The sequence below is a fragment of the Streptococcus anginosus genome (assembly GCF_001697145.1).
In the GTDB taxonomy this organism is placed as follows: Bacteria; Bacillota; Bacilli; order Lactobacillales; family Streptococcaceae; genus Streptococcus; species Streptococcus hominis.
Genome location: NZ_CP012719.1, coordinates 1,336,417 through 1,359,001, shown reverse-complemented (window position 1 = coordinate 1,359,001; position 22,585 = coordinate 1,336,417). Strand labels below are relative to the sequence as shown.

Here is a 22,585-nt window from a genome sequence, read left to right as displayed (position 1 = left end):
TAAACGTTTTTCTGATAAAATATTAATATACTGAGGAAATTATATTGTTATATGAGAAAACTTAGTGTGAACGATCTGTTTAAAATATATAGTTCTGTGGAAATCTAAGAAATTTGGTGTAGTTTTGGAAGCATTCGAAACAACACAACTCTAAAACTAAGATACAACTTTCTATTAATTCTATCACATTTTTATAGAAATTCATCATTATTTTTGTTGAAAATTTAAAAATATGTGATATAATCAAATTATAAATTATAAAAGTTGTATCTTAAGGAGTTGATTTTAAAGAAAATTAGATTAAAAAAGGACGAACTTGTTATTATAACGGAATTGTTAAAACTTATGAAGGTTCTTGTTGATATAGTTAAGGTTTTCGTTTCATAATTTTATAAGTAGCTTCTAAAGATTTTTATTTTTTGATAAATAACCTTTTCAGCAACTGTGATAAATAAACATTTTAATTTTAGTAACTTAGTTTTAGAGGCTCACGCTCTCAATAATTGCTTTTATATAAAAAATCAATCTTTACATCAGGAGGAAAAAGATGGATCAAAAATATTCTATTGGCCTCGATATCGGCACAAATAGTGTTGGATGGGCTGTTGTTACGGATGACTACAAGGTTCCTGCTAAAAAGATGAAAGTCTTAGGAAATACTGATAAACAATCTATCAAGAAAAATTTATTAGGTGCTCTTTTATTTGATAGTGGCGAAACCGCAGAGGCGACACGCTTGAAACGGACAGCAAGACGTCGATACACACGCCGTAGAAATCGTCTACGCTATTTGCAAGAAATTTTTGCTGAGGAAATGAACAAGGTAGATGAAAACTTCTTTCAACGCTTGGATGATTCTTTTCTTGTAGATGAGGATAAAAGAGGGGAACGTCATCCAATTTTTGGAAATATTGCAGCAGAAGTGAAATATCATGATGATTTTCCAACAATATATCACTTGAGAAAGCACCTAGCCGATATATCCCAAAAAGCTGATTTGCGCTTGGTTTATTTAGCTTTGGCGCATATGATTAAATTCCGTGGGCATTTTCTTATTGAAGGTCAGCTAAAAGCTGAAAACACAAATGTCCAAGCATTATTTAAGGATTTTGTAGAAGTATATGATAAGACAGTTGAAGAAAGTCACTTATCAGAAATGACAGTCGATGCATTGAGTATCTTAACAGAAAAAGTTAGCAAATCTCGTCGTTTAGAAAATCTTATTGCTCATTATCCAGCTGAGAAGAAAAATACTTTATTCGGGAATCTTATTGCTTTATCTTTGGGTTTACAACCCAACTTTAAAACCAATTTCCAATTATCTGAAGATGCTAAATTACAATTTTCTAAAGATACATATGAAGAAGATTTGGAAGGGTTGCTTGGGGAAATCGGAGATGAGTATGCGGACTTGTTTGCATCTGCTAAAAATCTTTATGATGCTATATTGCTGTCAGGGATTTTGACAGTAGATGATAACTCAACAAAAGCACCTTTGTCTGCTTCAATGGTTAAACGCTATGAGGAACATCAAAAAGATCTTAAAAAATTGAAAGATTTTATTAAAGTGAATGCTCCTGATCAGTATAATGCCATTTTCAAAGATAAAAACAAGAAAGGTTATGCGGGTTATATTGAAAACGGTGTCAAACAAGATGAGTTTTACAAATACTTAAAGGGAATTCTTTTACAAATTAATGGAAGTGGTGATTTTCTTGATAAAATTGATCGTGAAGATTTTTTGAGAAAGCAACGGACCTTTGATAATGGCTCCATTCCGCATCAGATTCACCTTCAAGAAATGCATGCTATTTTACGACGTCAGGAGGAACACTATCCATTCTTGAAAGAAAATCAGGATAAGATTGAAAAAATCTTAACGTTTAGAATTCCTTACTACGTTGGTCCTTTGGCACGAAAAGGCAGTCGCTTTGCTTGGGCAGAATATAAGGCGGATGAAAAAATTACGCCATGGAATTTTGATGATATTCTTGATAAAGAAAAATCAGCAGAAAAATTCATCACACGCATGACTTTAAATGATTTGTATTTACCTGAAGAAAAAGTCTTACCCAAACACAGTCTTCTATACGAAACCTTTACCGTTTACAACGAGTTGACCAAAGTTAAGTATGTTAATGAACAGGGTGAAGCTAAATTCTTTGATGCAAATATGAAGCAAGAGATTTTTGATCATGTTTTTAAAGAAAATCGGAAAGTTACGAAAGATAAACTTTTAAATTATTTGAATAAAGAGTTTGAAGAATTTAGAATTGTTAACTTAACTGGACTGGATAAGGAAAATAAAGCCTTTAATTCCAGTCTTGGAACCTATCATGATTTGCGTAAGATTTTAGATAAATCATTCTTAGATGATAAAGCAAATGAAAAGACAATTGAGGATATTATTCAAACGCTAACTTTATTTGAAGATAGAGAAATGATTCGTCAGCGTCTTCAAAAGTATAGTGATATCTTTACTAAGGCTCAATTGAAAAAATTGGAACGCCGTCATTACACTGGTTGGGGACGCTTGTCATACAAGTTGATCAATGGTATCCGAAATAAAGAGAATAAGAAAACAATATTAGACTATCTAATCGATGATGGTTACGCTAATCGTAATTTTATGCAGTTGATTAATGATGATGCTCTTTCTTTTAAAGAAGAAATTGCTAGGGCACAAATCATTGGTGATGTTGATGATATTGCAAATGTAGTGCATGACTTACCTGGAAGTCCTGCTATCAAGAAAGGGATTTTACAAAGTGTCAAAATCGTTGATGAATTAGTCAAAGTAATGGGGCATAACCCTGCTAATATTATCATAGAGATGGCGCGTGAAAATCAGATGACAGATAAGGGGCGTAGAAATTCACAGCAACGTCTTAAATTATTACAAGATTCATTGAAGAATTTGGACAATCCTGTAAATATTAAGAATGTGGAAAATCAGCAACTTCAAAATGATCGATTATTCTTGTACTATATCCAAAATGGCAAAGATATGTATACAGGAGAAACTTTAGATATTAACAATCTAAGTCAATATGATATAGATCACATTATTCCGCAAGCCTTTATTAAGGATAATTCACTTGATAACCGTGTGCTGACTCGTTCTGACAAAAACAGAGGTAAATCTGATGATGTACCAAGTATAGAAGTTGTTCATGAAATGAAGTCATTTTGGAGCAAACTTCTTTCAGTAAAACTGATTACACAACGCAAATTTGATAATTTAACCAAGGCAGAACGAGGTGGTTTGACTGAAGAGGATAAAGCAGGATTTATCAAGCGACAATTAGTTGAAACAAGACAAATCACAAAACATGTTGCACAAATTTTAGATGAGCGGTTTAATACAGAATTTGACGGGAATAAAAGACGTATTCGCAATGTAAAAATTATTACCTTGAAGTCTAATCTTGTATCAAATTTCCGTAAAGAATTTGAACTCTATAAAGTTCGTGAAATAAATGATTATCACCACGCTCATGATGCATATCTGAATGCCGTTGTTGGAAATGCTTTATTGCTCAAATACCCTCAGCTTGAACCAGAATTTGTTTATGGTGAATACCCTAAATACAATAGTTACCGTTCAAGAAAATCTGCTACTGAAAAATTTCTTTTTTATTCAAATATTCTTCGTTTCTTTAAAAAAGAAGACATCCAAACTAATGAGGATGGGGAGATTGCATGGAATAAAGAAAAACATATTAAAATCCTAAGAAAAGTCTTATCATACCCGCAAGTAAATATTGTGAAGAAGACAGAAGAGCAGACAGGAGGTTTTTCTAAAGAATCCATTCTTCCTAAGGGTGAATCTGATAAATTGATTCCGAGAAAGACAAAGAATAGTTATTGGAATCCGAAAAAATATGGTGGCTTTGACAGTCCGGTTGTGGCTTATTCTATTCTGGTATTTGCTGATGTGGAAAAAGGGAAATCAAAGAAGCTGAGGAAAGTCCAAGATATGGTAGGGATTACCATAATGGAAAAGAAGCGATTTGAGAAGCATCCAGTTGATTTTCTTGAACAAAGAGGTTATCGAAATGTTCGGTTGGAAAAAATTATAAAATTACCGAAATACAGTCTTTTTGAATTAGAAAATAAACGCAGAAGGTTGCTAGCTAGCGCAAGAGAGCTTCAAAAAGGAAATGAGTTAGTGATTCCTCAGCGCTTTACAACTTTACTTTACCATTCTTATCAAATTGAAAAAAATTATGAACCTGAACACAGAGAATATGTTGAGAAACATAAAGATGAATTCAAGGAGCTTCTTGAATATATATCAGTATTCTCAAGAAAGTATGTGTTGGCGGATAACAACTTAACAAAAATCGAGATGCTTTTTTCTAAAAATAAAGATGCAGAAGTATCAAGTTTGGCTAAATCTTTTATCAGTTTATTGACATTTACAGCATTTGGGGCGCCAGCAGCTTTTAACTTTTTTGGTGAGAACATTGATCGTAAAAGGTATACTTCCGTTACAGAATGTTTAAATGCTACCCTCATCCACCAATCAATTACGGGTCTTTATGAAACACGGATTGACTTGAGCAAGTTAGGAGAAGATTGATGGGATGGAGAACAGTTGTTGTAAATACACATTCAAAACTTTCCTACAAGAATAATCACTTGATCTTCAAGGATGCCTCTCGGACAGAGTTGATTCATCTGTCCGAGGTGGATATCTTGTTGTTGGAGACAACTGATATTGTGCTGTCAACCATGCTGATTAAGCGGCTGGTTGATGAGAATATTTTAGTTATTTTTTGTGATGATAAGCGTTTGCCGACAGCCATGCTGATGCCCTACTATGCGCGTCACGATTCCAGTTTGCAGCTAAGTAATCAGATCACTTGGTCAGAAGATGTTAAGGCAGAAGTCTGGACGACAATCATTGCACAGAAGATTCTAAATCAAGCGATGTATCTTGGAGATTGTGGTTTCTTTGAAAAATCACAGTCTGTCATTGATTTGTATAATAGGTTGGAGCTGTTTGATCCTAGTAACCGCGAAGGACATGCAGCTCGGATTTACTTTAATACATTATTTGGAAATGATTTTTCAAGGGAACAAGATAATGATATTAATGCTGCTCTTGATTACGGCTACACCTTGATACTAAGTATATTTGCTCGGGAAGTAGTAGTTTGTGGATGTATGACTCAGTTTGGGCTGAAGCATGCCAATCAGTTTAACCAATTTAATCTGGCAAGTGATATAATGGAGCCGTTTCGTCCAATTATTGACAGAATTGTTTATGAAAACAGGAACGATGACTTTGTGAAAATTAAGAGAGAGTTGTTTACTATTTTTTCTGATACTTTTCTCTATAATGGAAAAGAAATGTATTTATCTAACATCATCAGTGATTACACCAAAAAAGTGATAAAGACATTGAATCAAATGGGGAAAGGAGTTCCTGAATTTAGGATATGAGTTATCGATATATGCGAATGATTTTAATGTTTGATATGCCGGTTGAGACTGCAGAGGAGCGTAAAGCTTATCGAAAATTTAGGAAATTCTTGATGAATGAAGGGTTCATCATGCATCAGTTTTCGGTATACAGTAAATTGCTTTTGAATAATTCTGCCAATAATGCCATGCTTGAGCGGTTAAAAGTTAATAATCCTAAGAAGGGAAGTATCACCCTTTTAACGGTAACAGAAAAGCAATTTTCTCGCATGATCTACTTGAATGGAGAAAGGGATACCAGTATTGCCAATTCAGATGCAAGGTTGGTATTTCTAGGAGAGGATTTTACAGATGAAAATTAATTTTCCGATTCTGGACGAACCGATTGAAATTAAACAGGCTACTTTCCTTATTTTAGAGGAACAGCTGATATTTTCCGATGTTGTCAAACACCTATATCACTATTCGGAAGAAGATGAGCTAAAATTATTTGATAACAAGATGAAATCCTTGAAAGAATCCGAGTTATTGCTTATTACAGATATTTTAGGCTACAATATTAACTCACCGGCAATGTTAAAACTGATTCGTGCGGATTTGGAAAAACAGTTGAATGAAAAGCCCGAAGTGAAATCTATGTTAGAAAAATTAGTTGCAACTATTACAGAACTAATTGCTTTTGAATGTTTAGAAAACGAGCTGGATTTAGAGTATGATGAAATAACAATTTTGGAATTGATTGATGCTTTAGGTGTAAAAATTGAAACACTAAGTGACACTGTTTTTGAGAAAAGTTTAGAGATTGTTCAGGTGTTTAAATATCTTTCTAAAAAGAAACTGCTTGTCTTTGTGAATATGTCATGTTATCTGTCTGAACATGAACTAGCTAAATTGGTAGAATATATTCAACTTCATAATATAAATGTACTGTTTGTTGAACCAAGAAAAGTATACGACTTCCCTCAATATGTAGTGGATGAGGACTATTTCTTATCTTGTGAGAATATGGTATAATATTAACAAATATAAGGAATCGTTCGAGCTGAAGTCTAGCTGGGACGAATGGCGCGATTACGAAATTTCGAGACAAAAATTGGTCCACGAGGTTTTAGAGCTGTGCTGTTTCGAATGGTTCCAAAACTTTTCATGACAGAAAGAATGATAAAGTTATGTTTTAGAGCTGTGCTGTTTCGAATGGTTCCAAAACATATTTTACGGCAAAAACGCAAAAAAGTAAGTTTTAGAGCTGTGCTGTTTCGAATGGTTCCAAAACACGCAGCATAATCACCATGTGCAATTGTTGGTTTTAGAGCTGTGCTGTTTCGAATGGTTCCAAAACTTGTTATCCCAAGAACCTATCTGGGTAGTGGTTTTAGAGCTGTGCTGTTTCGAATGGTTCCAAAACAACGTGCTATTATAGTATCATCAAGAAAACGTTTTAGAGCTGTGCTGTTTCGAATGGTTCCAAAACCAGTTTCCATGTATTCCTGGACAGGATTGTGTTTTAGAGCTGTGCTGTTTCGAATGGTTCCAAAACTGGCGCGTGAAGAAGAAAGTAAAAAGGGCAGTTTTAGAGCTGTGCTGTTTCGAATGGTTCCAAAACTGGCAAGCATTCGAAATCATAGATTAGCGAGTTTTAGAGCTGTGCTGTTTCGAATGGTTCCAAAACAAGATAAAGAACTAAAAAAAGCTATGAATTGTTTTAGAGCTGTGCTGTTTCGAATGGTTCCAAAACAGGTAGTGGAGATAAGTTTACTGTATCTAAGTTTTAGAGCTGTGCTGTTTCGAATGGTTCCAAAACATGATAAAAAACGTAGTCGATTTAAAGATTGTTTTAGAGCTGTGCTGTTTCGAATGGTTCCAAAACAAGATAAAGAACTAAAAAAAGCTATGAATTGTTTTAGAGCTGTGCTGTTTCGAATGGTTCCAAAACTATCCAGATGGTACGACTGTAGAATTTAGCGTTTTAGAGCTGTGCTGTTTCGAATGGTTCCAAAACTGCCCTTTTATTTTTAAAGAGGAGTTCTTAGTTTTAGAGCTGTGCTGTTTCGAATGGTTCCAAAACTCCGCGCTGTTCTAAGAATCGAATTTGTTTGTTTTAGAGCTGTGCTGTTTCGAATGGTTCCAAAACTTAGCCTGATTGAGCTTTTCCTCACCTTTAGTTTTAGAGCTGTGCTGTTTCGAATGGTTCCAAAACTATAATAGTGTTGTGAAATTTATAACTAAAGTTTTAGAGCTGTGCTGTTTCGAATGGTTCCAAAACTGATTTCCAAAGAGCAAATTGCTCACGATTGTTTTAGAGCTGTGCTGTTTCAAATGGTTCCAAAACATTGTGACACCGAAAGCAAATGCCGTCTATGTTTTAGAGCTGTGCTGTTTCGAATGGTTCCAAAACATCTTATTTGCTAGATTCCATTTACTACCTGTTTTAGAGCTGTGCTGTTTCGAATGGTTCCAAAACCACAAGGTAGCTTAAAACGTAGGCATTGGTGTTTTAGAGCTGTGCTGTTTCGAATGGTTCCAAAACATGAAATGTATTATGAATTTTATTGAGCATGTTTTAGAGCTGTGCTGTTTCGAATGGTTCCAAAACGACTGCGATTGAGATGCTTGTTCTAGCTGTGTTTTAGAGCTGTGCTGTTTCGAATGGTTCCAAAACAATACTCGGTTTGCGCGTGGGGAATACATAGTTTTAGAGCTGTGCTGTTTCGAATGGTTCCAAAACACAAGCGATTGAATCGATTCTCTTAATTTAGTTTTAGAGCTGTGCTGTTTCGAATGGTTCCAGAACAGCCGGCCAACTTTACAAATACAGTTAATGGTTTTAGAGCTGTGCTGTTTCGAATGGATCCAAAACACAATACATTTTAATCATAGGGCTTGCAAATTTTTCCAATCGTGTTATAATACTTTTTAGAGACATATCACCTACAGGAAATCTTTCAGAGAGCGTGTGGAGCTGGGAATCACGCAGAGGATGTAGCTGGGACTACTCGATTTATTTTTATGCAAACATAAAACGGTGGCTACGTTAGAGCCAATCAGAGGTGTCAACAAACTTTTTTGTTGTACATGAATGAAGGTGGAACCACGTTGCGACGTCCTTTTAGGATTGCCGCTTTTTATTTTGTCGGAAGGAGGAAGAGTTATGCTCTATATGATTGGTGGATCGCCTTGCAGTGGGAAGTCAACAATTGCCTCCCTTCTTACTCAGCAGTATGGGCTGCTTCATATCAAGTTAGATGATTTGACAGACCAGATGATGGATCAAGCAAGAGCGAACGCAAAGCCGATTTCCCTTCTGAGACAGGACAGAAGTCCGGATCAAATCTGGCTGAGACATCCAGAGGAGATGGCAGGTGAAGAATGGTGTTTTTATGAGGAGATTTTTCCTTATGTGACATCTTACTTGCTAAATAATCAAGATAAACCACTCTTACTGGAGGGAGCAGGGCTTCTGCCTCACCTGGTAAAAAGTCTTGAAGAACCAGCGGTTTCCTATCTATGCTTGACTCCGACAGCTGATTTTCAGACAAAGCATTATCGGCAGAGAGAATGGGTTCCCTATGTTTTAGAGGACACATCCAATCCTGAGCAAGCTTTTGAAAACTGGATGCAGCGGGACATTCTTTTTGCCCAAATGGTGCGGAAGGAAGCAAAAAAATTAGGCTATCCTAGCCTCATGACAGACGGCAGTCGATCGGAAAAGGAGACCGCTGAAGAGATTGCTCGGCTCTTAAAATTGCCCAATACAAATAAAATAGATATTAAAGGAGAAAACTATGATTAAGATTACTTTCCCAGATGGCGCTGTTCGTGAATATGAATCAGGCAGCACGACTTTTGACATTGCCCAATCTATCAGCAATTCCTTGGCAAAGAAAGCCTTGGCTGGTAAATTCAACGGCAAACTCATAGATACCACTCGCCCTATCACAGAAGATGGTAGCATCGAAATTGTCACACCTGACCATGAAGACGCCCTGCCTATCTTGCGTCACTCTGCTGCTCACCTCTTTGCCCAAGCTGCTCGTCGTCTTTTCCCAGACATTCACTTGGGAGTTGGTCCAGCTATTCAGGACGGATTTTACTATGATACGGACAATGCTGCTGGTCAGATTTCCAACGAAGATTTGCCTCGTATCGAAGAAGAAATGAAGAAGATTGTCAAGGAGAATTTCCCGTCAATTCGCGAAGAAGTGACAAAAGATCAGGCACGAGAAATTTTCAAGAATGATCCTTACAAGTTGGAATTGATTGAGGAGCACTCAGAAGACGAAGGAGGGCTTACAATCTACCGTCAAGGAGAATATGTGGATCTCTGTCGTGGACCTCATGTACCGTCAACTGGGCGTATTCAAATTTTCCATTTGTTAAATGTAGCGGGTGCATACTGGCGTGGAAATAGCGACAATGCTATGATGCAACGGATCTATGGAACAGCTTGGTTTGATAAGAAAGACCTAAAAAACTATCTCCAAATGCGTGAAGAAGCGAAAGAACGTGACCACCGTAAGCTCGGTAAAGAGTTGGATCTTTTCATGATTTCTCCTGAAGTTGGACAAGGACTTCCATTCTGGCTTCCAGATGGTGCGACTATTCGTCGTATCGTAGAGCGCTATATTACAGACCGCGAAGTCAATGACGGCTACCAACACGTGTATACGCCACCGCTTGCTAGTGTGGATTTATACAAAACTTCTGGTCACTGGGAACATTACCAAGAAGATATGTTCCCGCCAATGGATATGGGAGACGGTGAACAATTTGTTCTTCGTCCGATGAATTGCCCGCATCATATTGAGGTCTATAAAAACCATGTGCATTCTTATCGTGAGCTGCCAATTCGCATTGCAGAACTTGGTATGATGCACCGTTTTGAAAAATCAGGTGCGCTCTCAGGACTCCAACGTGTTCGTGAAATGACGCTGAATGATTCTCACTTATTTGTCATGCCAGAACAAATTCAAGAAGAATTTAAACATGTGCTGGATTTGATGATTGACGTTTACAAAGACTTCAACATTACAGATTATCGTTTCCGTCTGTCTTATCGTGACCCGAATGACAAGCATAAATATTTTGATAATGATGAAATGTGGGAAAATGCTCAACGCATGCTAAAAGGAGCAATGGATGATTTAGGTTTGGACTATTTTGAGGCAGAAGGCGAAGCTGCTTTCTACGGTCCTAAGTTGGATGTCCAAGTAAAAACAGCTCTTGGAAATGAAGAAACTCTTTCCACTATTCAATTGGACTTCTTGCTACCAGAACGTTTTGATCTTCATTATATCGGAGCAGACGGTGAAGAGCATCGTCCAGTCATGATTCACCGTGGTATCGTGTCTACTATGGAGCGCTTTATTGCTTACTTGATTGAAACTTACAAAGGTGCTTTCCCAACTTGGCTTGCTCCTCATCAAGTGACAGTCATTCCGATTTCTAATGAAGCACATGCTGACTATGCTTGGAAAGTGGCGAAAGAACTGCGCAATCGTGGTGTCCGCGTGGATGTTGATGAACGCAATGAAAAAATGCAATACAAGATTCGTCAAAGTCAAACCCATAAAGTTCCTTACCAATTGATTGTAGGGGACAAGGAACAAGCAGACGGTACGGTGAATGTTCGTCGTTACGGAAGTAAACAAACACATACAGAAACAGTTGCAGAATTTGTAAATCATATTTTGGCAGATATTGTTAGAAAATCACGCCTAGATGATAGAGAACAATGATGACATGATTGCATATAAAAATATGCACCAGAGAATTATAACATGTATTCTGTCATTTCACTTTACAATCTTTCAATTTCTGAGCTTAAGCTAAAAAAGATATAAATCAAAAACTCTATTTCTAAAAGGGATTTTCCCGATTAGAAATAGAGTTTTTTAGTTTATCATTGCCAAGCATCGTAATCAAAGGTTTGTAAAATCGTATTCGTCATTTCTTCAGGTGTTTCTTTAACTCCACTTGAAATCCAGAGTGAGATAATGCCCTCTACGCTAGATAAAAAGACTTCCAGCGCATATTTTTTAGAAATGGTGAAATTTTCTTTTAAAAAGTATTCGGTTTGAAGTCTGTGTTGCTCGTTAGTTAAAATGCTAAGCATGAATTCACGGATTGTTTCACGGAAATTGAGGTAATGGCTTTGAGAAACAGCATAAATCAGGTCATAATTTTGTTGGAGATAGCTTAGATTGGTAATGAGTAGGTCACGCGTGTTTGTCGTTTCTTCAAAATTTTTGCGCAATTGAGCGATGATTTCTTCTTTTAGCGTTTCAATCAAATCGTATTTATCAAGATAGTGAAGATAAAAAGTTCCACGATTGATACCTACCCGTTGGCAGAGTTTACTAACGGAAATTGTTTCAAATTTTTCTTCTAACAAGAGTTGAATGAGAGCTTCTCTGATGTGTTGTTTGGTTGCTGTTTGCCGATTTTGCATCATAATACTCCTTAAATGAACACTCTGTTGATGATTGATGATTGCCTTTATGTTGAGTCTATTTTATAATAAAGATAGGAACAAATCAACAGCTTGTTTATTTAATTGGACATGGAAACTGAAAGAGGAAAAGGCGATGGCTTATATTGAAATGAAGCATAGTTACAAACGGTATCAAATGGGAGACACAGAAATCATTGCTAACAATGACACTTCTTTTGACATCGAAAAAGGAGAATTAGTCATCATTCTTGGAGCTTCTGGCGCTGGAAAATCGACGATTCTGAATATTCTTGGCGGAATGGACAGCAATGATGAGGGAGATGTGTTGATTGACGGGCAAAATATAGCGCATTACAACGCTCACCAACTGACGGACTATCGGAGAAATGACGTTGGCTTCGTCTTTCAATTTTATAATTTAGTTCCCAATCTGACGGCGTTAGAAAATGTTGAGCTGGCTTCGGAAATTGTTCAAGATGCACAGGATGCAGCAGAGGCGTTAGCAGCAGTTGGGCTAGGAAATCGACTGCATAATTTTCCTGCTCAATTATCTGGCGGCGAGCAGCAACGGGTTTCCATTGCGCGTGCCGTGGCAAAAAATCCTAAAATTTTGCTTTGTGATGAACCAACAGGTGCGCTAGATTATAAAACAGGTAAGCAAGTGCTGCAAATTCTTCAAGATATGTCACGCAAACAGGGAGCAACAGTGATTATCGTGACTCACAATGGTGCGTTAGCTCCGATTGCAGACCGCGTGATTCGTATGCATGATGCACGGATTCAGTCCGTCACTTTGAATGAACATCCTCAAGATATTGCAAGTCTAGAGTATTAGTGAGGAGTGGTGATATGAAAAAATCCATTCTAAATAAAGACATCTGGCTCTCTTTTCGTCAGTCCAAAGGACGCTTTCTGTCCATTATGTTTTTGATGATGTTAGGTTCTTTTGCGCTAGTAGGACTGAAAGCAGCCAGTCCAGACATTGAAAATTCAGCCAATCGTTATCTTTCACAGATGAAAATGATGGATTTGGCAGTGATATCAGACTATGGCATTAGCAAAGCTGATCAAAAAGAACTGAATACAATTTCAAACGCACAGGTAGAATATGGTTATTTCACAGATACAGTGATTGGGGATAGCTCAACTTCTGTTCGAGTTTTTTCTCAGACAAATAAAATTTCTAAGTTCAAGCTTGTCTCAGGTCATTTTCCAAGCAAGGAAAATCAAGTGGCTTTGGCTAGTTTTTATCAAGGAAAATACAAGATTCGTGATAGCATTACTTTAAACGAGGAAGGAACCAATAATTATGCTTTGAGGCAACATACCTTTACGGTGACAGGGTTCGTCAATTCAAGTGAATTGGCATCAACCATTTCTCTTGGCAATTCTAACTCAGGGAGTGGTACCTTGTCTGCTTATGCAGTAGTGACGCCAAAAACGTTTCAAAGTTCAGTCTATACAGTTGCTCGTTTGAGGTATGATGATTTAAAAACACTCAATTCTTTTGGAGATTCCTATCGGAAAAAGATAAAGCAACATGAAAATGAGTTAGAAAAGCTACTGGCTGATAATGGAAAAAATCGTTTATCAGAGATAAAAAATCAAGCGCAGACAAAAATTGCGGACGGAGAAGCAAACATTCGAACTTCTCAACAAGCATTGACAGATGCCAGACAGAAACTAACGGTTGCGCAGGATCAAATTGATCAAAAAAGAGCAGATTTAGAGCTTGCTCAAGGTCAAATAGTTGAAAAAGAAAGCTTGCTTGCGCAAGTAGCCACTCAAATAGCACAGGCTGAACAAACTTTAGCAAACTCGAAAGAAAAATTAGATACAGCCGCCGCTCAACTGTCTTCAGGTTGGGCACAATTGAACCAAACGAAAACCCAATTAGATCAGGCAGCTAGTCAATTGTCTGCTACAAAAGAAAATCTAGCAAACAGTCAAGCTACATTGGCTGCAACGCAGGCAGAATTGGAAAAAGGTCAAACGCAACTTGCAGCTGCAAAAGCTGATTTGCAGGTAAAGATAGCTGCGTTGCAAGCGCAAGGAATTGATCCAGCAACAGTGCCAGAAATTGTGGCAGCACAAACTAAACTAGCACAAGAAGAAACGAAATTAAATTTTGCGCGTGCAGAACTGGAGAAAAAGCAGGCTGAATTTCAAACTGGACTGACGCAGTATCAAAACCAAGAAGCGCTTTATCAAGCAGGACTTGCCCAATACCAATCTGCGGCTGAGGCATTGAATGCGAAACAAGCTGAATATGACGCAGGCTTGGCTCAATATCAAAGTGGTCAGGCAACCTTAAGAAATAAACAAGTCGAATACCAAGCAGGTCAAGCCCAATTGGCGCAAGCAAAACAACAAATCGCAGATGGTCAGACGCAATTGAACCAAGTTCAGGCAACATTGAACGATAAAAAAACTGAATACGAAAAGCAAAAGAAAGATGCTGAAACAAAAATAAAAAATGGGCAAGCAGACATTCAAAAGGCAAAAGATGAAGTAGCTGGCTTGTCTGTACCAACCTACCGCGTGTATACACGTCGGACATTTCCAGGAGCTGACGAGTACACAACAACGGGGAATCGTGCTTATGGAATCTCAGCTGTAGGGAATGCTTTCCCGATTGTACTATATCTGGTAGCTGCCCTTGTAACGGTAACGACAATGACACGTTTTGTCAGCGAAGAACGCACAAATGCAGGTGTTTTAAAAGCTTTGGGTTATCGGAACCAAGATGTCGTTAAGAAATTTGTCATCTATGGCTTGGTTTCAAGCTTGCTAGGTACAGTAATAGGAAGTTTGTTAGGTACTTATTTCTTACCCTACATCTTAGGGAAAACGATTTTTAAAACCTCCACTTATCCAGCATTGCGGTTAGACTTTTATTGGGGAATTAGTCTCATTGCTTTCGTGTGCTCGGTCTTGTGTGGTGTTGTACCAGCCCTTTATATTGCTCACAAAGAGTTGAAAGAAAAACCATCTCAATTATTGTTGCCTAAGGCACCTACCAAAGGCTCAAAAATCTTGCTAGAGCGGATTGACTTCATTTGGCATCGACTCAGCTTTACGCAAAAAGTGACAGCTCGAAATATCTTTCGTTACAAGCAAAGAATGTTGATGACCATTTTTGGTGTGGCAGGCTCCGTCGCTCTCTTATTTGCCGGTCTGGGGATGTCTTCTTCCATGGAAGGTATAGGAAATCGGCAGTATGGAGAAATTATCAAATATGATGCTGTTATTTCGCAAAAACATCATCTCAAATCAGATGAGCAAGCAGCAATCAATCATTTATTAGCAGATAAAAAAATAGCTAAAAAGCACGGTATTTATCAAGAAACATTTACCAAAAAAATTAAAGGAGCAAAAGATGAACAATCTCTCGCGTTATTTGTGACAACAGGAAAGGATTTTTATCATTTCATAGAGTTATATGATAGTCAAAGCAAAGCGAGCTTGAACTTGTCTTCGCATGGAGCAGTCATTTCTCAGAAATTAGCAACCATTATGCATGTCTCTGTTGGAGATACTTTTGAGGTGACATCTGACGAGGGGAAACGCTATAAAATCAAAGTTTCTGGTATTGCTGAAATGTACGCAGGGCATTTTATCTTTATGAATCAGGACTATTATCAAACGGTATTTGCTCGTAAGTTCCAAGAAAATGCTTATCTGATAAAATTGAAAGATTCTTCTAGTAAAAATGTACAAGATACCGCAGCAGCCTTCATGAAATTAACAGGTGTGCGAGCAGTCGTACAAAATACAGGCATTTTGGAACAAATTGATGTCATTGTCAAATCTCTTGGCTTTGTAATGCAGATTTTAACCTTTGCCTCTATTTTACTAGCCATTGTGATTCTTTATAACTTGATGAATATCAATGTTGCAGAGCGGATTCGAGAATTATCAACGATTAAAGTATTGGGGTTTCATAATAAAGAAGTCACGCTTTATATTTATCGAGAGACCATTCTTTTGTCTGTTATTGGTATTATTGTAGGCTTGTTTTTGGGGAATATCTTACATCGCTCCCTTTTAGAGACGATTGCTCCAGATGCCTTTCTTCTCAATCCGACCGTATCGGTGTTTGTATATCTTGTGCCAGTCTTTTCTATCATCATGATTTTGATTGTCTTAGGCTTTATGGTCAATGCAATATTGAGACGCATTGACATGTTAGAAGCATTGAAATCAGTAGATTGATGAGGCAGTAAAACTTTCACTCAAACTTGGGAGTGGAAGTTTTTTCTTGGTTTGTTATAATATTTTTATAAAGGACAGACGAAACGATACAATGAAACGAAAAATTGCTTTATTATCAGATATTCACGGGAATACGACAGCTTTAGAAGCTGTATTAGCAGATGCCAAAAAGGAACAGGTGACCGATTACTGGTTTTTGGGAGATTTGTTGGCACCGGGAACAGGACGAAGGAAGATCCTTGACTTAATGGCTGCTTTGCCAATCAGTCTCCAAGTGCGGGGAAATTGGGAAGATAGCATTTGGAATGCCCTTCATGGGAAATTAGACATTAGTCGCCCTAGTCATCTCTATATGATTTGTTTGTGCCAGTATCTTTTGGAAGAAGTCACGCCTGAAGAACTGAACCGACTGCATGAATTGCCTTTGCAGCTTTTGACAAAAGTTGGCGATTTAGAAATCGCTGTGACTCATCATTTGCCAGATAAAAATTGGGGCCGAGAGTTGATTCACATTGGTCAACAGGAGAACTTTGATCGCCTGTTTGAAGGAAATCATTGTGCAATTGCCATTTATGGTCATATTCATCAACAATTTCTTCGTTATGCGACGGGTGGACAGATGATTATCAATCCAGGCTCTATCGGTCAGCCTTTCTTTCTAGATGCTTGTTTGCGAAAGGATCTGCGAGCTCAGTATGCTATTTTAAAAATTGATGAACAAGGCTTAGCAGATGTTGACTTTAGGCGAGTCGCTTATGACGTAAACAAAGAATTGGAACTGGCGAGAACAATGAAGTTGCCTTATTATGAAGTGTATTACGAAAGTCTGGTCAATGGAATTCATCATACGCATAACCATGATTTACTTCGGGCAATTAGTGAGCGAGAAGATTATGTTGCACATCTCAAGGAGTTTTTCGAGAAGTAACACTTGAGGTTACAACATAAATAAAGTATACTAGTAATAGAATCAGAAAATGAAAGGAGTTTTACATGCAAATTTCGAGTCGTTTTACCATTGCTACGCACATGTTGACTGTTATAGCACTAGAATGTCAAGAACATAAGGTAACTAGTGATTTTTTAGCTGATAGCGTTGGAGTAAATCCTGTCATTATTCGCAAGACATTATCACAGTTGAAAAGCGCAGGATTGATTTCCGTTGCGCGTGGAACGGGCGGAGCTGTCATTATGAAAGATTTAAAAGACATTACCCTCTTGGATGTCTATCAAGCAGTAGAATGCCTAGGCAAATCTGGACAACTCTTTAGCTTTCATGAGCATCCTAATCCATCTTGTCCCATTGGCAGAAATATTCATTTAGTTTTAGATGATAAATTAGCAGAAATTCAAGCAGCAATGGAAAAAGAATTGAGTAAAACCAGTCTTGCAGATGTCGTTGCATCCGCCCAAGAAGAGATACAAAAACAATCCGTTTCGTGAGAAATGGATTGTTCAGACTGAAGACAAACTTGCTTTTGTGGTTTGTCTTTTTTGATGTTCCTAATCTTTGCAGTTTTGGGAGAAAAAGAGGAGCTAAAAATAACAGTTGATTTCATAATCAAGAAAAACTTGCTGATAATCATAGAGGTCTTCCGGATGTAGAGCTTGCACATTTTCCATTTCATAAGAACGTTTTAGTAATTTATACTTATTTTCACCGAATTGATGAAAAGGTAAGAGTTGTACTTGGTCAATAGATAATTTTTTAAATAAAATAGCAAATCGTTCGGCATCTTCTAGAGAGTCATTAAAGCTAGGGATAACAGGAATACGCAGGACAATGGTTTTTTGTTGCGAAAAAGCATAATGAATATTTTTGATAATTAGTTCATTTTTGACCCCTGTGACTTTGCGGTGATTGATGGTGTTGTAATGTTTTAAGTCAGTATAGATAAAATCTACATACTGGAGCAAATCAACGAATTTGTTATGATCTACAAAGGCTGTCGTTTCAATCGCTGTATGGATACCTTTTTCTTTGGCAGCTTTAAGGATTGCTTTGGCAAATTCAAACTGAGCAAAAATTTCTCCGCCAGACAAGGTCAGGCCTCCACCTGATTCTTCATAAAATTCTCTATCTTTGAGAACTTCTTTGATAATCTCTTCAACGCTTTTTTCCTCTCCCATGGTGATAGTCTTTTTGCTAGAAGCGTCTAACATGGGCTCAGGTTTAAATTTCTGAGATTCTGGATTGGCACACCAAGGACAGCGTAAGGGACAGCCTTTTAGAAAAACAGTTGTCCGAATTCCTGGTCCGTCGTGAATACTAAAATGTTGAATATTAAAGATGATTCCTTTTTCTGCACTCATGATGTACACTCTTTTCTTGCTTATTTTCTTTTATTATATCAAACAAACGAAAGAAAAACAATTACGAATGAAACTATTTTTTATTTTATTTATTCCTTAAATTCTGTTAAAATAAAGAATGAGGTGAATAAAATGGAACGTTTAGATGAAATCGTTAAGCTCGTTTCGGAGTTTGAAAAAATTGATGTTAATACTTTATCTGATAAATTAAAAGTCTCTAAAGTAACGATTCGGAAAGATTTGGATAAGCTGGAAATGAAAGGCTTGCTTCATCGGGAGCACGGTTATGCGGTCTTAAATAGTGGTGATGACTTGAATGTCCGGCTTTCTTTTCATTATGATACCAAGCGAAAGATAGCACAAGAAGCGGCAAAAATTGTTGCAGACAATGAAACGATTATCATTGAATCTGGTTCAACTTGTGCTCTGTTAGCTGAAGAAATCTGTCGTACTAAGAAGAATGTGAAAATTATTACAAATTCTTATTTTATCGCAGACTATGTGAGAAAAGTAGATTCTTGCAAGATTATCTTGCTAGGCGGTGAATTTCAGAACGATTCGCAAGTTACGGTCGGTCCTTTGCTTAAGGAAATGATTCAATTTTTCCATGTAGAACATGCTTTTGTAGGGACTGATGGCTATGATGAAGAGCTTGGTTTTACAGGTAAGGATTTAATGCGTAGCGAAGTGGTGCAATATATGTCAGAAGCATCTGACAAAATGATTGTGTTAACAGATTCGAGTAAATTTGACAAAAGAGGGACTGTCAAGCGTTTTGGTTTGAAACAGGTTTCGCAGGTGGTAACGGATCAAGCTATTCCGACAGCCGCGGTTCAACGCCTAAAAGCAGCCAATATAAAATTGACTCTAGTCTGATAAGTAGAGGGAGATAAGATGAAAAGTGAAAGAAAAAGGCTATTAGCTAAGATTGCTTATCTTTATTATGTAGAGGAGAAAAGTCAGGCAGAAATTGCAGCAGAGACAGGGATTTATCGGACAACTGTGAGTCGTATGCTGGCTGAAGCTAAAAAGGAAGGCATTGTCAAAATCGAGATTGAAGCCTTTGATACTCGTTTGTTTCATTTAGAAAATGTAGTGAAAGAGAAGTATGGGTTAAAAGGACTTGAAATCGTAGCAAATCAAGTGGATGATTCACCTTCTGATTTGGAGCAGCGGTTAGCTCAATCAGCGGCAGGAATGCTTCGGGGGATGATTGATGACAATGCTAAAGTTGGATTTTCATGGGGAAAGAGTCTTAGTCTCTTGGTAGAACACTCGGGCAGTCGGCACTTGAATAATGTGCATTTTTTTCCATTGGCTGGCGGACCTAGCCATATTCATGCTCGTTATCATGTTAATACCCTCATTTACAGTATGGCTAATAAATACCATGGGGATTGTCGCTTTATGAATGCGACGATTATACAGGAAGACGAGATCTTAGCAAAAGGAATTTTGTCTTCTAAATATTTTGAGGACTTAAAAAGAAGTTGGCAAGAACTAGATGTGGTTGTTGTTGGTATTGGCGGACAAGTGGATGAAAAGAATCGGCAGTGGTTGGATATGCTGACGGCTGAAGATTTTCGTACAGTGGAAAATGAAGGAGCTGTCGGAGAAATTTGTTGCCGCTTTTTTGATGAAAATGGTGAGTTGGTTGATGAACAGTTGCAAAATCGAACAATTGCTATTTCTTTAGATTATTTAAAAACAGTTCCTCACAGTCTGGCTTTTGCCTATGGTCGTCAAAAAGCTGCCGCTATTTTGGCGGTTTTACGTGCTGGGTATGTCAACCATTTAGTTACAGATGAAGCAACTATTTTAAAAGTGTTGGAATTGGATAATAGTGCAGTTAATTAGTAGTTTATAAAAGTTCTCCTTTTCCTCGTTATTTCATCTTCAAAAGGTCAAGAATAATGATTCTGACCTTTTTTATTTCACTTGATAAGCACAAATGTGCGATAAATATAAAAAAAGAGAATTTGTTCAGTGATATATTGACGGAATAAGAGAAAGATGATAAATTTGAGTTACAAACAAAAATAAAACGCTTTCAAATAAAAGAAAGATATATTTTGTAAATAAAAATAGGAGTAACGTTAAATATGGAAGTGATTGTAGCTGATCAAATCATTATGGGGTTAATCTTGCATGCTGGGGATGCCAAACAGCATATTTACCAAGCTTTATCATTAGCAAAAAATGGTGAGTTTGAAAAGTGTAATGAGTATCTAGAATTGGCAGATCAGGCATTATTAGAAGCTCATAATCTTCAAACGGAGTTTTTGGCACAGGAAGCGGGGGGAACAAAGACAGAAATTACAGCTTTGTTTGTCCACTCTCAGGATCATTTGATGACCAGCATTACAGAAATTAATCTTATCAAGGAAATCATTGACTTGAGAAAAGAATTACAAGTGAAAAAATAAATCATCAGGAGGATGAAGATATGATTAAAATTGGGTTGTTTTGTGCAGCAGGTTTTTCAACAGGAATGTTGGTCAATAATATGAAAATAGCTGCGAAAGAAACTGGTTTAGAGGTTGAGATTGATGCTTATTCTCAGGCCAAGTTAGCAGATTATGCACCAAACTTGGATGTTGCTTTGTTAGGACCACAAGTAGCTTATACTTTGGATAAGTCAGCTGCCATTTGCGAAGAGAACCATATTCCAATTGCGGTCATTCCAATGGCGGATTATGGCATGCTAGATGGTAAAAAAGTATTGAATCTCGCTTTGGGGCTTTTGGAACAAAAACAAGGAGCTTAGTTATGGCTAAAATAGATACTCAAAAAATTATTGCGCCGATTATGAAATTTGTCAATATGCGCGGTATTATTGCCTTAAAGGATGGTATGTTGGCAATTCTGCCCTTGACAGTTGTTGGAAGTATCTTTCTGATTGTAGGACAGTTACCATTTGAAGGACTCAATCAGGCAATTGCAGGTATTTTTGGGAAAAATTGGACTGAGCCATTTATGCAGGTTTACTCAGGAACTTTTGCGATTATGGGTTTGATTTCCTGTTTCTCCATAGGATATTCTTATGCTAAAAATAGTGGTGTAGAGCCTCTGCCAGCAGGGGTGTTGTCCGTGTCCTCGTTCTTCATTCTTTTAAAATCTTCTTATGTACCGACAAAAGGTGAACCTATTGCAGATGCTATTACTAAAGTTTGGTTTGGTGGTCAGGGGATTATTGGAGCTATTATTATTGGTTTGGTTGTCGGTAGTATCTATACCATGTTTATTCAAAAGCATATTGTTATTAAGATGCCAGAGCAAGTTCCGCAAGCGATTGCTAAGCAATTTGAGGCTATGATTCCAGCTTTTGTGATATTCTTCCTTTCCATGGTAGTCTATATTCTTGCTAAAATGCTAACAAAAGGTGGCACTTTTATTGAAATGATTTATGGTGTGATTCAAGTGCCATTACAAGGATTGACTGGTTCCCTTTACGGTGCAATTGGTATTGCCTTTTTCATCTCCTTCTTATGGTGGTTCGGTGTGCATGGGCAATCTGTTGTCAATGGTGTAGTGACTGCTCTATTGCTTTCAAATCTGGATGCTAATAAAGCCTTGCTTGCTGCTGGAAAGTTATCTGTTGGAAAAGGTGCTCACATTGTCACTCAGCAATTCTTGGATAGTTTCCTTATTTTGTCTGGTTCTGGTATTACTTTTGGTTTGGTGGTAGCCATGCTCTTTGCAGCTAAGTCTAAACAATACAAAGCACTAGGAAAAGTTGCTGCTTTTCCAGCAATCTTTAATGTCAATGAACCAGTTGTGTTTGGGTTTCCAATTGTTATGAATCCCGTTATGTTCTTGCCTTTTATTCTTGTACCTGTTTTAGCGGCTGTAATTGTTTATGGCTCTATAGCAATTGGCTTTATGCAGCCATTTTCAGGGGTGACCTTGCCATGGAGTACACCAGCTATTATTTCTGGTTTCTTAGTGGCAGGATGGCAAGGTGCTCTCATCCAAGTTGTCATTTTAGCTATGTCCACTCTCATCTATTTCCCATTCTTTAAATTCCAAGACAATCTTGCTTACAGTAATGAACTGAAAGCGGAAGGATAAACTACATTGTATCACTGTAAAGAAATTATTTTAACGTTGATTGAGCACAAATGTGCAAAAAATCTTTAATTTGATAATTGATTATAAATGATTGAATTTTTGCAT

General features: G+C 37.3%; 17 protein-coding genes and 1 CRISPR repeat array. Of the genes, 15 read left to right on the top strand and 2 right to left on the bottom strand.

Translation table 11 applies throughout. From position 1 onward, the window contains the following. Nucleotides 1-547: 547 nt before the first annotated feature. The 6 genes from cas9 (at nucleotide 548) to thrS (ending at nucleotide 11,165) form a co-directional block, all read left to right on the top strand. Entirely contained in the window at nucleotides 548-4,585 is a 4,038-nt protein-coding gene (gene cas9, locus SanJ4206_RS06515; protein ID WP_003030002.1) for a type II CRISPR RNA-guided endonuclease Cas9, read from the top strand. After that, complete coding sequence (cas1, locus tag SanJ4206_RS06510) at nucleotides 4,582-5,451, top strand: type II CRISPR-associated endonuclease Cas1 (RefSeq protein ID WP_176601971.1); 870 nt, start codon at nucleotides 4,582-4,584, stop codon at nucleotides 5,449-5,451. Before cas9 ends, cas1 begins: the two co-directional genes overlap by 4 nt. Continuing rightward, the gene (gene cas2 / locus SanJ4206_RS06505) at nucleotides 5,448-5,792 is read left to right on the top strand and encodes a CRISPR-associated endonuclease Cas2 (RefSeq protein WP_003030000.1); all 345 of its coding nucleotides are present in this window, start codon (nucleotides 5,448-5,450) and stop codon (nucleotides 5,790-5,792) included. Before cas1 ends, cas2 begins: the two co-directional genes overlap by 4 nt. Next, nucleotides 5,782-6,444 (top strand): type II-A CRISPR-associated protein Csn2, encoded by a 663-nt coding sequence (gene csn2 / locus SanJ4206_RS06500; RefSeq protein WP_003029999.1) that lies wholly within the window; start codon nucleotides 5,782-5,784, stop codon nucleotides 6,442-6,444. The genes cas2 and csn2 overlap by 11 nt, the downstream gene beginning before the upstream one ends. A 91-nt stretch (nucleotides 6,445-6,535) precedes the next feature. Further along, a CRISPR array of direct repeats spans nucleotides 6,536-8,288; the repeat unit is 37 nt; unit sequence GTTTTAGAGCTGTGCTGTTTCGAATGGTTCCAAAACA. Nucleotides 8,289-8,578: 290 nt separating this feature from the next. Beyond that, complete coding sequence (locus SanJ4206_RS06495) at nucleotides 8,579-9,220, top strand: nucleoside/nucleotide kinase family protein (protein ID WP_003032482.1); 642 nt, start codon at nucleotides 8,579-8,581, stop codon at nucleotides 9,218-9,220. Then, nucleotides 9,213-11,165 (top strand): threonine--tRNA ligase, encoded by a 1,953-nt coding sequence (gene thrS / locus SanJ4206_RS06490; protein WP_003028965.1) that lies wholly within the window; start codon nucleotides 9,213-9,215, stop codon nucleotides 11,163-11,165. The genes SanJ4206_RS06495 and thrS overlap by 8 nt, the downstream gene beginning before the upstream one ends. Nucleotides 11,166-11,329: 164 nt before the next feature. Here the strand turns inward: thrS and SanJ4206_RS06485 are convergent, their stop codons facing one another. Beyond that, entirely contained in the window at nucleotides 11,330-11,881 is a 552-nt protein-coding gene (locus SanJ4206_RS06485) for a TetR/AcrR family transcriptional regulator (protein WP_003028967.1), read from the bottom strand. 133 nt (nucleotides 11,882-12,014) lie between these two features. Here SanJ4206_RS06485 and SanJ4206_RS06480 point away from each other — a divergent pair, with 133 nt between their 5' ends. From SanJ4206_RS06480 to SanJ4206_RS06465, 4 genes are all read left to right on the top strand, one after another. Beyond that, nucleotides 12,015-12,716 (top strand): ABC transporter ATP-binding protein, encoded by a 702-nt coding sequence (locus SanJ4206_RS06480; protein ID WP_022525036.1) that lies wholly within the window; start codon nucleotides 12,015-12,017, stop codon nucleotides 12,714-12,716. Between the two features lie 14 nt (nucleotides 12,717-12,730). After that, on the top strand, nucleotides 12,731-16,096 hold the full coding sequence (locus tag SanJ4206_RS06475; protein WP_022525035.1) for an FtsX-like permease family protein: 3,366 nt from the start codon (nucleotides 12,731-12,733) through the stop codon (nucleotides 16,094-16,096). Between the two features lie 91 nt (nucleotides 16,097-16,187). After that, nucleotides 16,188-17,024, top strand: a complete 837-nt coding sequence (locus SanJ4206_RS06470; RefSeq protein ID WP_003028972.1) for a metallophosphoesterase family protein — start codon at nucleotides 16,188-16,190, stop codon at nucleotides 17,022-17,024. 65 nt (nucleotides 17,025-17,089) lie between these two features. Further along, nucleotides 17,090-17,539: an Rrf2 family transcriptional regulator gene (locus tag SanJ4206_RS06465; protein WP_003028975.1), complete on the top strand. Its 450-nt coding sequence runs from the start codon at nucleotides 17,090-17,092 to the stop codon at nucleotides 17,537-17,539. A 93-nt stretch (nucleotides 17,540-17,632) separates the two neighbouring features. Here SanJ4206_RS06465 and SanJ4206_RS06455 read toward each other — a convergent pair whose 3' ends face one another. Further along, nucleotides 17,633-18,409, bottom strand: a complete 777-nt coding sequence (locus SanJ4206_RS06455) for a glycyl-radical enzyme activating protein (protein ID WP_022525034.1) — start codon at nucleotides 18,407-18,409, stop codon at nucleotides 17,633-17,635. 132 nt (nucleotides 18,410-18,541) lie between these two features. Between SanJ4206_RS06455 and SanJ4206_RS06450 the strand changes: the two genes are divergently transcribed. The 5 genes from SanJ4206_RS06450 to SanJ4206_RS06430 all read left to right on the top strand — a co-directional run bounded on the left by SanJ4206_RS06450 (nucleotide 18,542) and on the right by SanJ4206_RS06430 (nucleotide 22,480). Beyond that, a complete protein-coding gene (locus tag SanJ4206_RS06450; protein WP_003028982.1) occupies nucleotides 18,542-19,285 on the top strand; it encodes a DeoR/GlpR family DNA-binding transcription regulator in 744 nt (247 codons plus the stop codon). 18 nt (nucleotides 19,286-19,303) lie between these two features. After that, nucleotides 19,304-20,266, top strand: a complete 963-nt coding sequence (locus SanJ4206_RS06445) for a sugar-binding transcriptional regulator (protein ID WP_003028983.1) — start codon at nucleotides 19,304-19,306, stop codon at nucleotides 20,264-20,266. A 245-nt stretch (nucleotides 20,267-20,511) separates the two neighbouring features. Next, nucleotides 20,512-20,835, top strand: coding sequence for a PTS lactose/cellobiose transporter subunit IIA (locus SanJ4206_RS06440; RefSeq protein WP_003023891.1), 324 nt, complete (start codon nucleotides 20,512-20,514; stop codon nucleotides 20,833-20,835). Between the two features lie 20 nt (nucleotides 20,836-20,855). Beyond that, complete coding sequence (locus SanJ4206_RS06435; protein ID WP_003028985.1) at nucleotides 20,856-21,176, top strand: PTS sugar transporter subunit IIB; 321 nt, start codon at nucleotides 20,856-20,858, stop codon at nucleotides 21,174-21,176. A 2-nt stretch (nucleotides 21,177-21,178) separates the two neighbouring features. Beyond that, nucleotides 21,179-22,480 carry a PTS sugar transporter subunit IIC gene (locus SanJ4206_RS06430; protein WP_003028988.1) on the top strand — a complete coding sequence of 434 codons (1,302 nt, stop codon included), beginning with the start codon at nucleotides 21,179-21,181 and terminating at the stop codon, nucleotides 22,478-22,480. Nucleotides 22,481-22,585: the final 105 nt, after the last annotated feature.

Coding starts and splice junctions, on each gene's coding strand:
- SanJ4206_RS06470 (WP_003028972.1), top strand. CDS start 16,188: ATGAAACGAAAAATTGCTTTATTATCAGATATTCACGGGAATACGACA.
- SanJ4206_RS06480 (WP_022525036.1), top strand. CDS start 12,015: ATGGCTTATATTGAAATGAAGCATAGTTACAAACGGTATCAAATGGGA.
- SanJ4206_RS06485 (WP_003028967.1), bottom strand. CDS start 11,881: ATGATGCAAAATCGGCAAACAGCAACCAAACAACACATCAGAGAAGCT.
- SanJ4206_RS06465 (WP_003028975.1), top strand. CDS start 17,090: ATGCAAATTTCGAGTCGTTTTACCATTGCTACGCACATGTTGACTGTT.
- cas2 (WP_003030000.1), top strand. CDS start 5,448: ATGAGTTATCGATATATGCGAATGATTTTAATGTTTGATATGCCGGTT.
- SanJ4206_RS06445 (WP_003028983.1), top strand. CDS start 19,304: ATGAAAAGTGAAAGAAAAAGGCTATTAGCTAAGATTGCTTATCTTTAT.
- cas9 (WP_003030002.1), top strand. CDS start 548: ATGGATCAAAAATATTCTATTGGCCTCGATATCGGCACAAATAGTGTT.
- thrS (WP_003028965.1), top strand. CDS start 9,213: ATGATTAAGATTACTTTCCCAGATGGCGCTGTTCGTGAATATGAATCA.
- SanJ4206_RS06440 (WP_003023891.1), top strand. CDS start 20,512: ATGGAAGTGATTGTAGCTGATCAAATCATTATGGGGTTAATCTTGCAT.
- csn2 (WP_003029999.1), top strand. CDS start 5,782: ATGAAAATTAATTTTCCGATTCTGGACGAACCGATTGAAATTAAACAG.
- SanJ4206_RS06435 (WP_003028985.1), top strand. CDS start 20,856: ATGATTAAAATTGGGTTGTTTTGTGCAGCAGGTTTTTCAACAGGAATG.
- SanJ4206_RS06450 (WP_003028982.1), top strand. CDS start 18,542: ATGGAACGTTTAGATGAAATCGTTAAGCTCGTTTCGGAGTTTGAAAAA.
- SanJ4206_RS06475 (WP_022525035.1), top strand. CDS start 12,731: ATGAAAAAATCCATTCTAAATAAAGACATCTGGCTCTCTTTTCGTCAG.
- SanJ4206_RS06495 (WP_003032482.1), top strand. CDS start 8,579: ATGCTCTATATGATTGGTGGATCGCCTTGCAGTGGGAAGTCAACAATT.
- SanJ4206_RS06430 (WP_003028988.1), top strand. CDS start 21,179: ATGGCTAAAATAGATACTCAAAAAATTATTGCGCCGATTATGAAATTT.
- SanJ4206_RS06455 (WP_022525034.1), bottom strand. CDS start 18,409: ATGAGTGCAGAAAAAGGAATCATCTTTAATATTCAACATTTTAGTATT.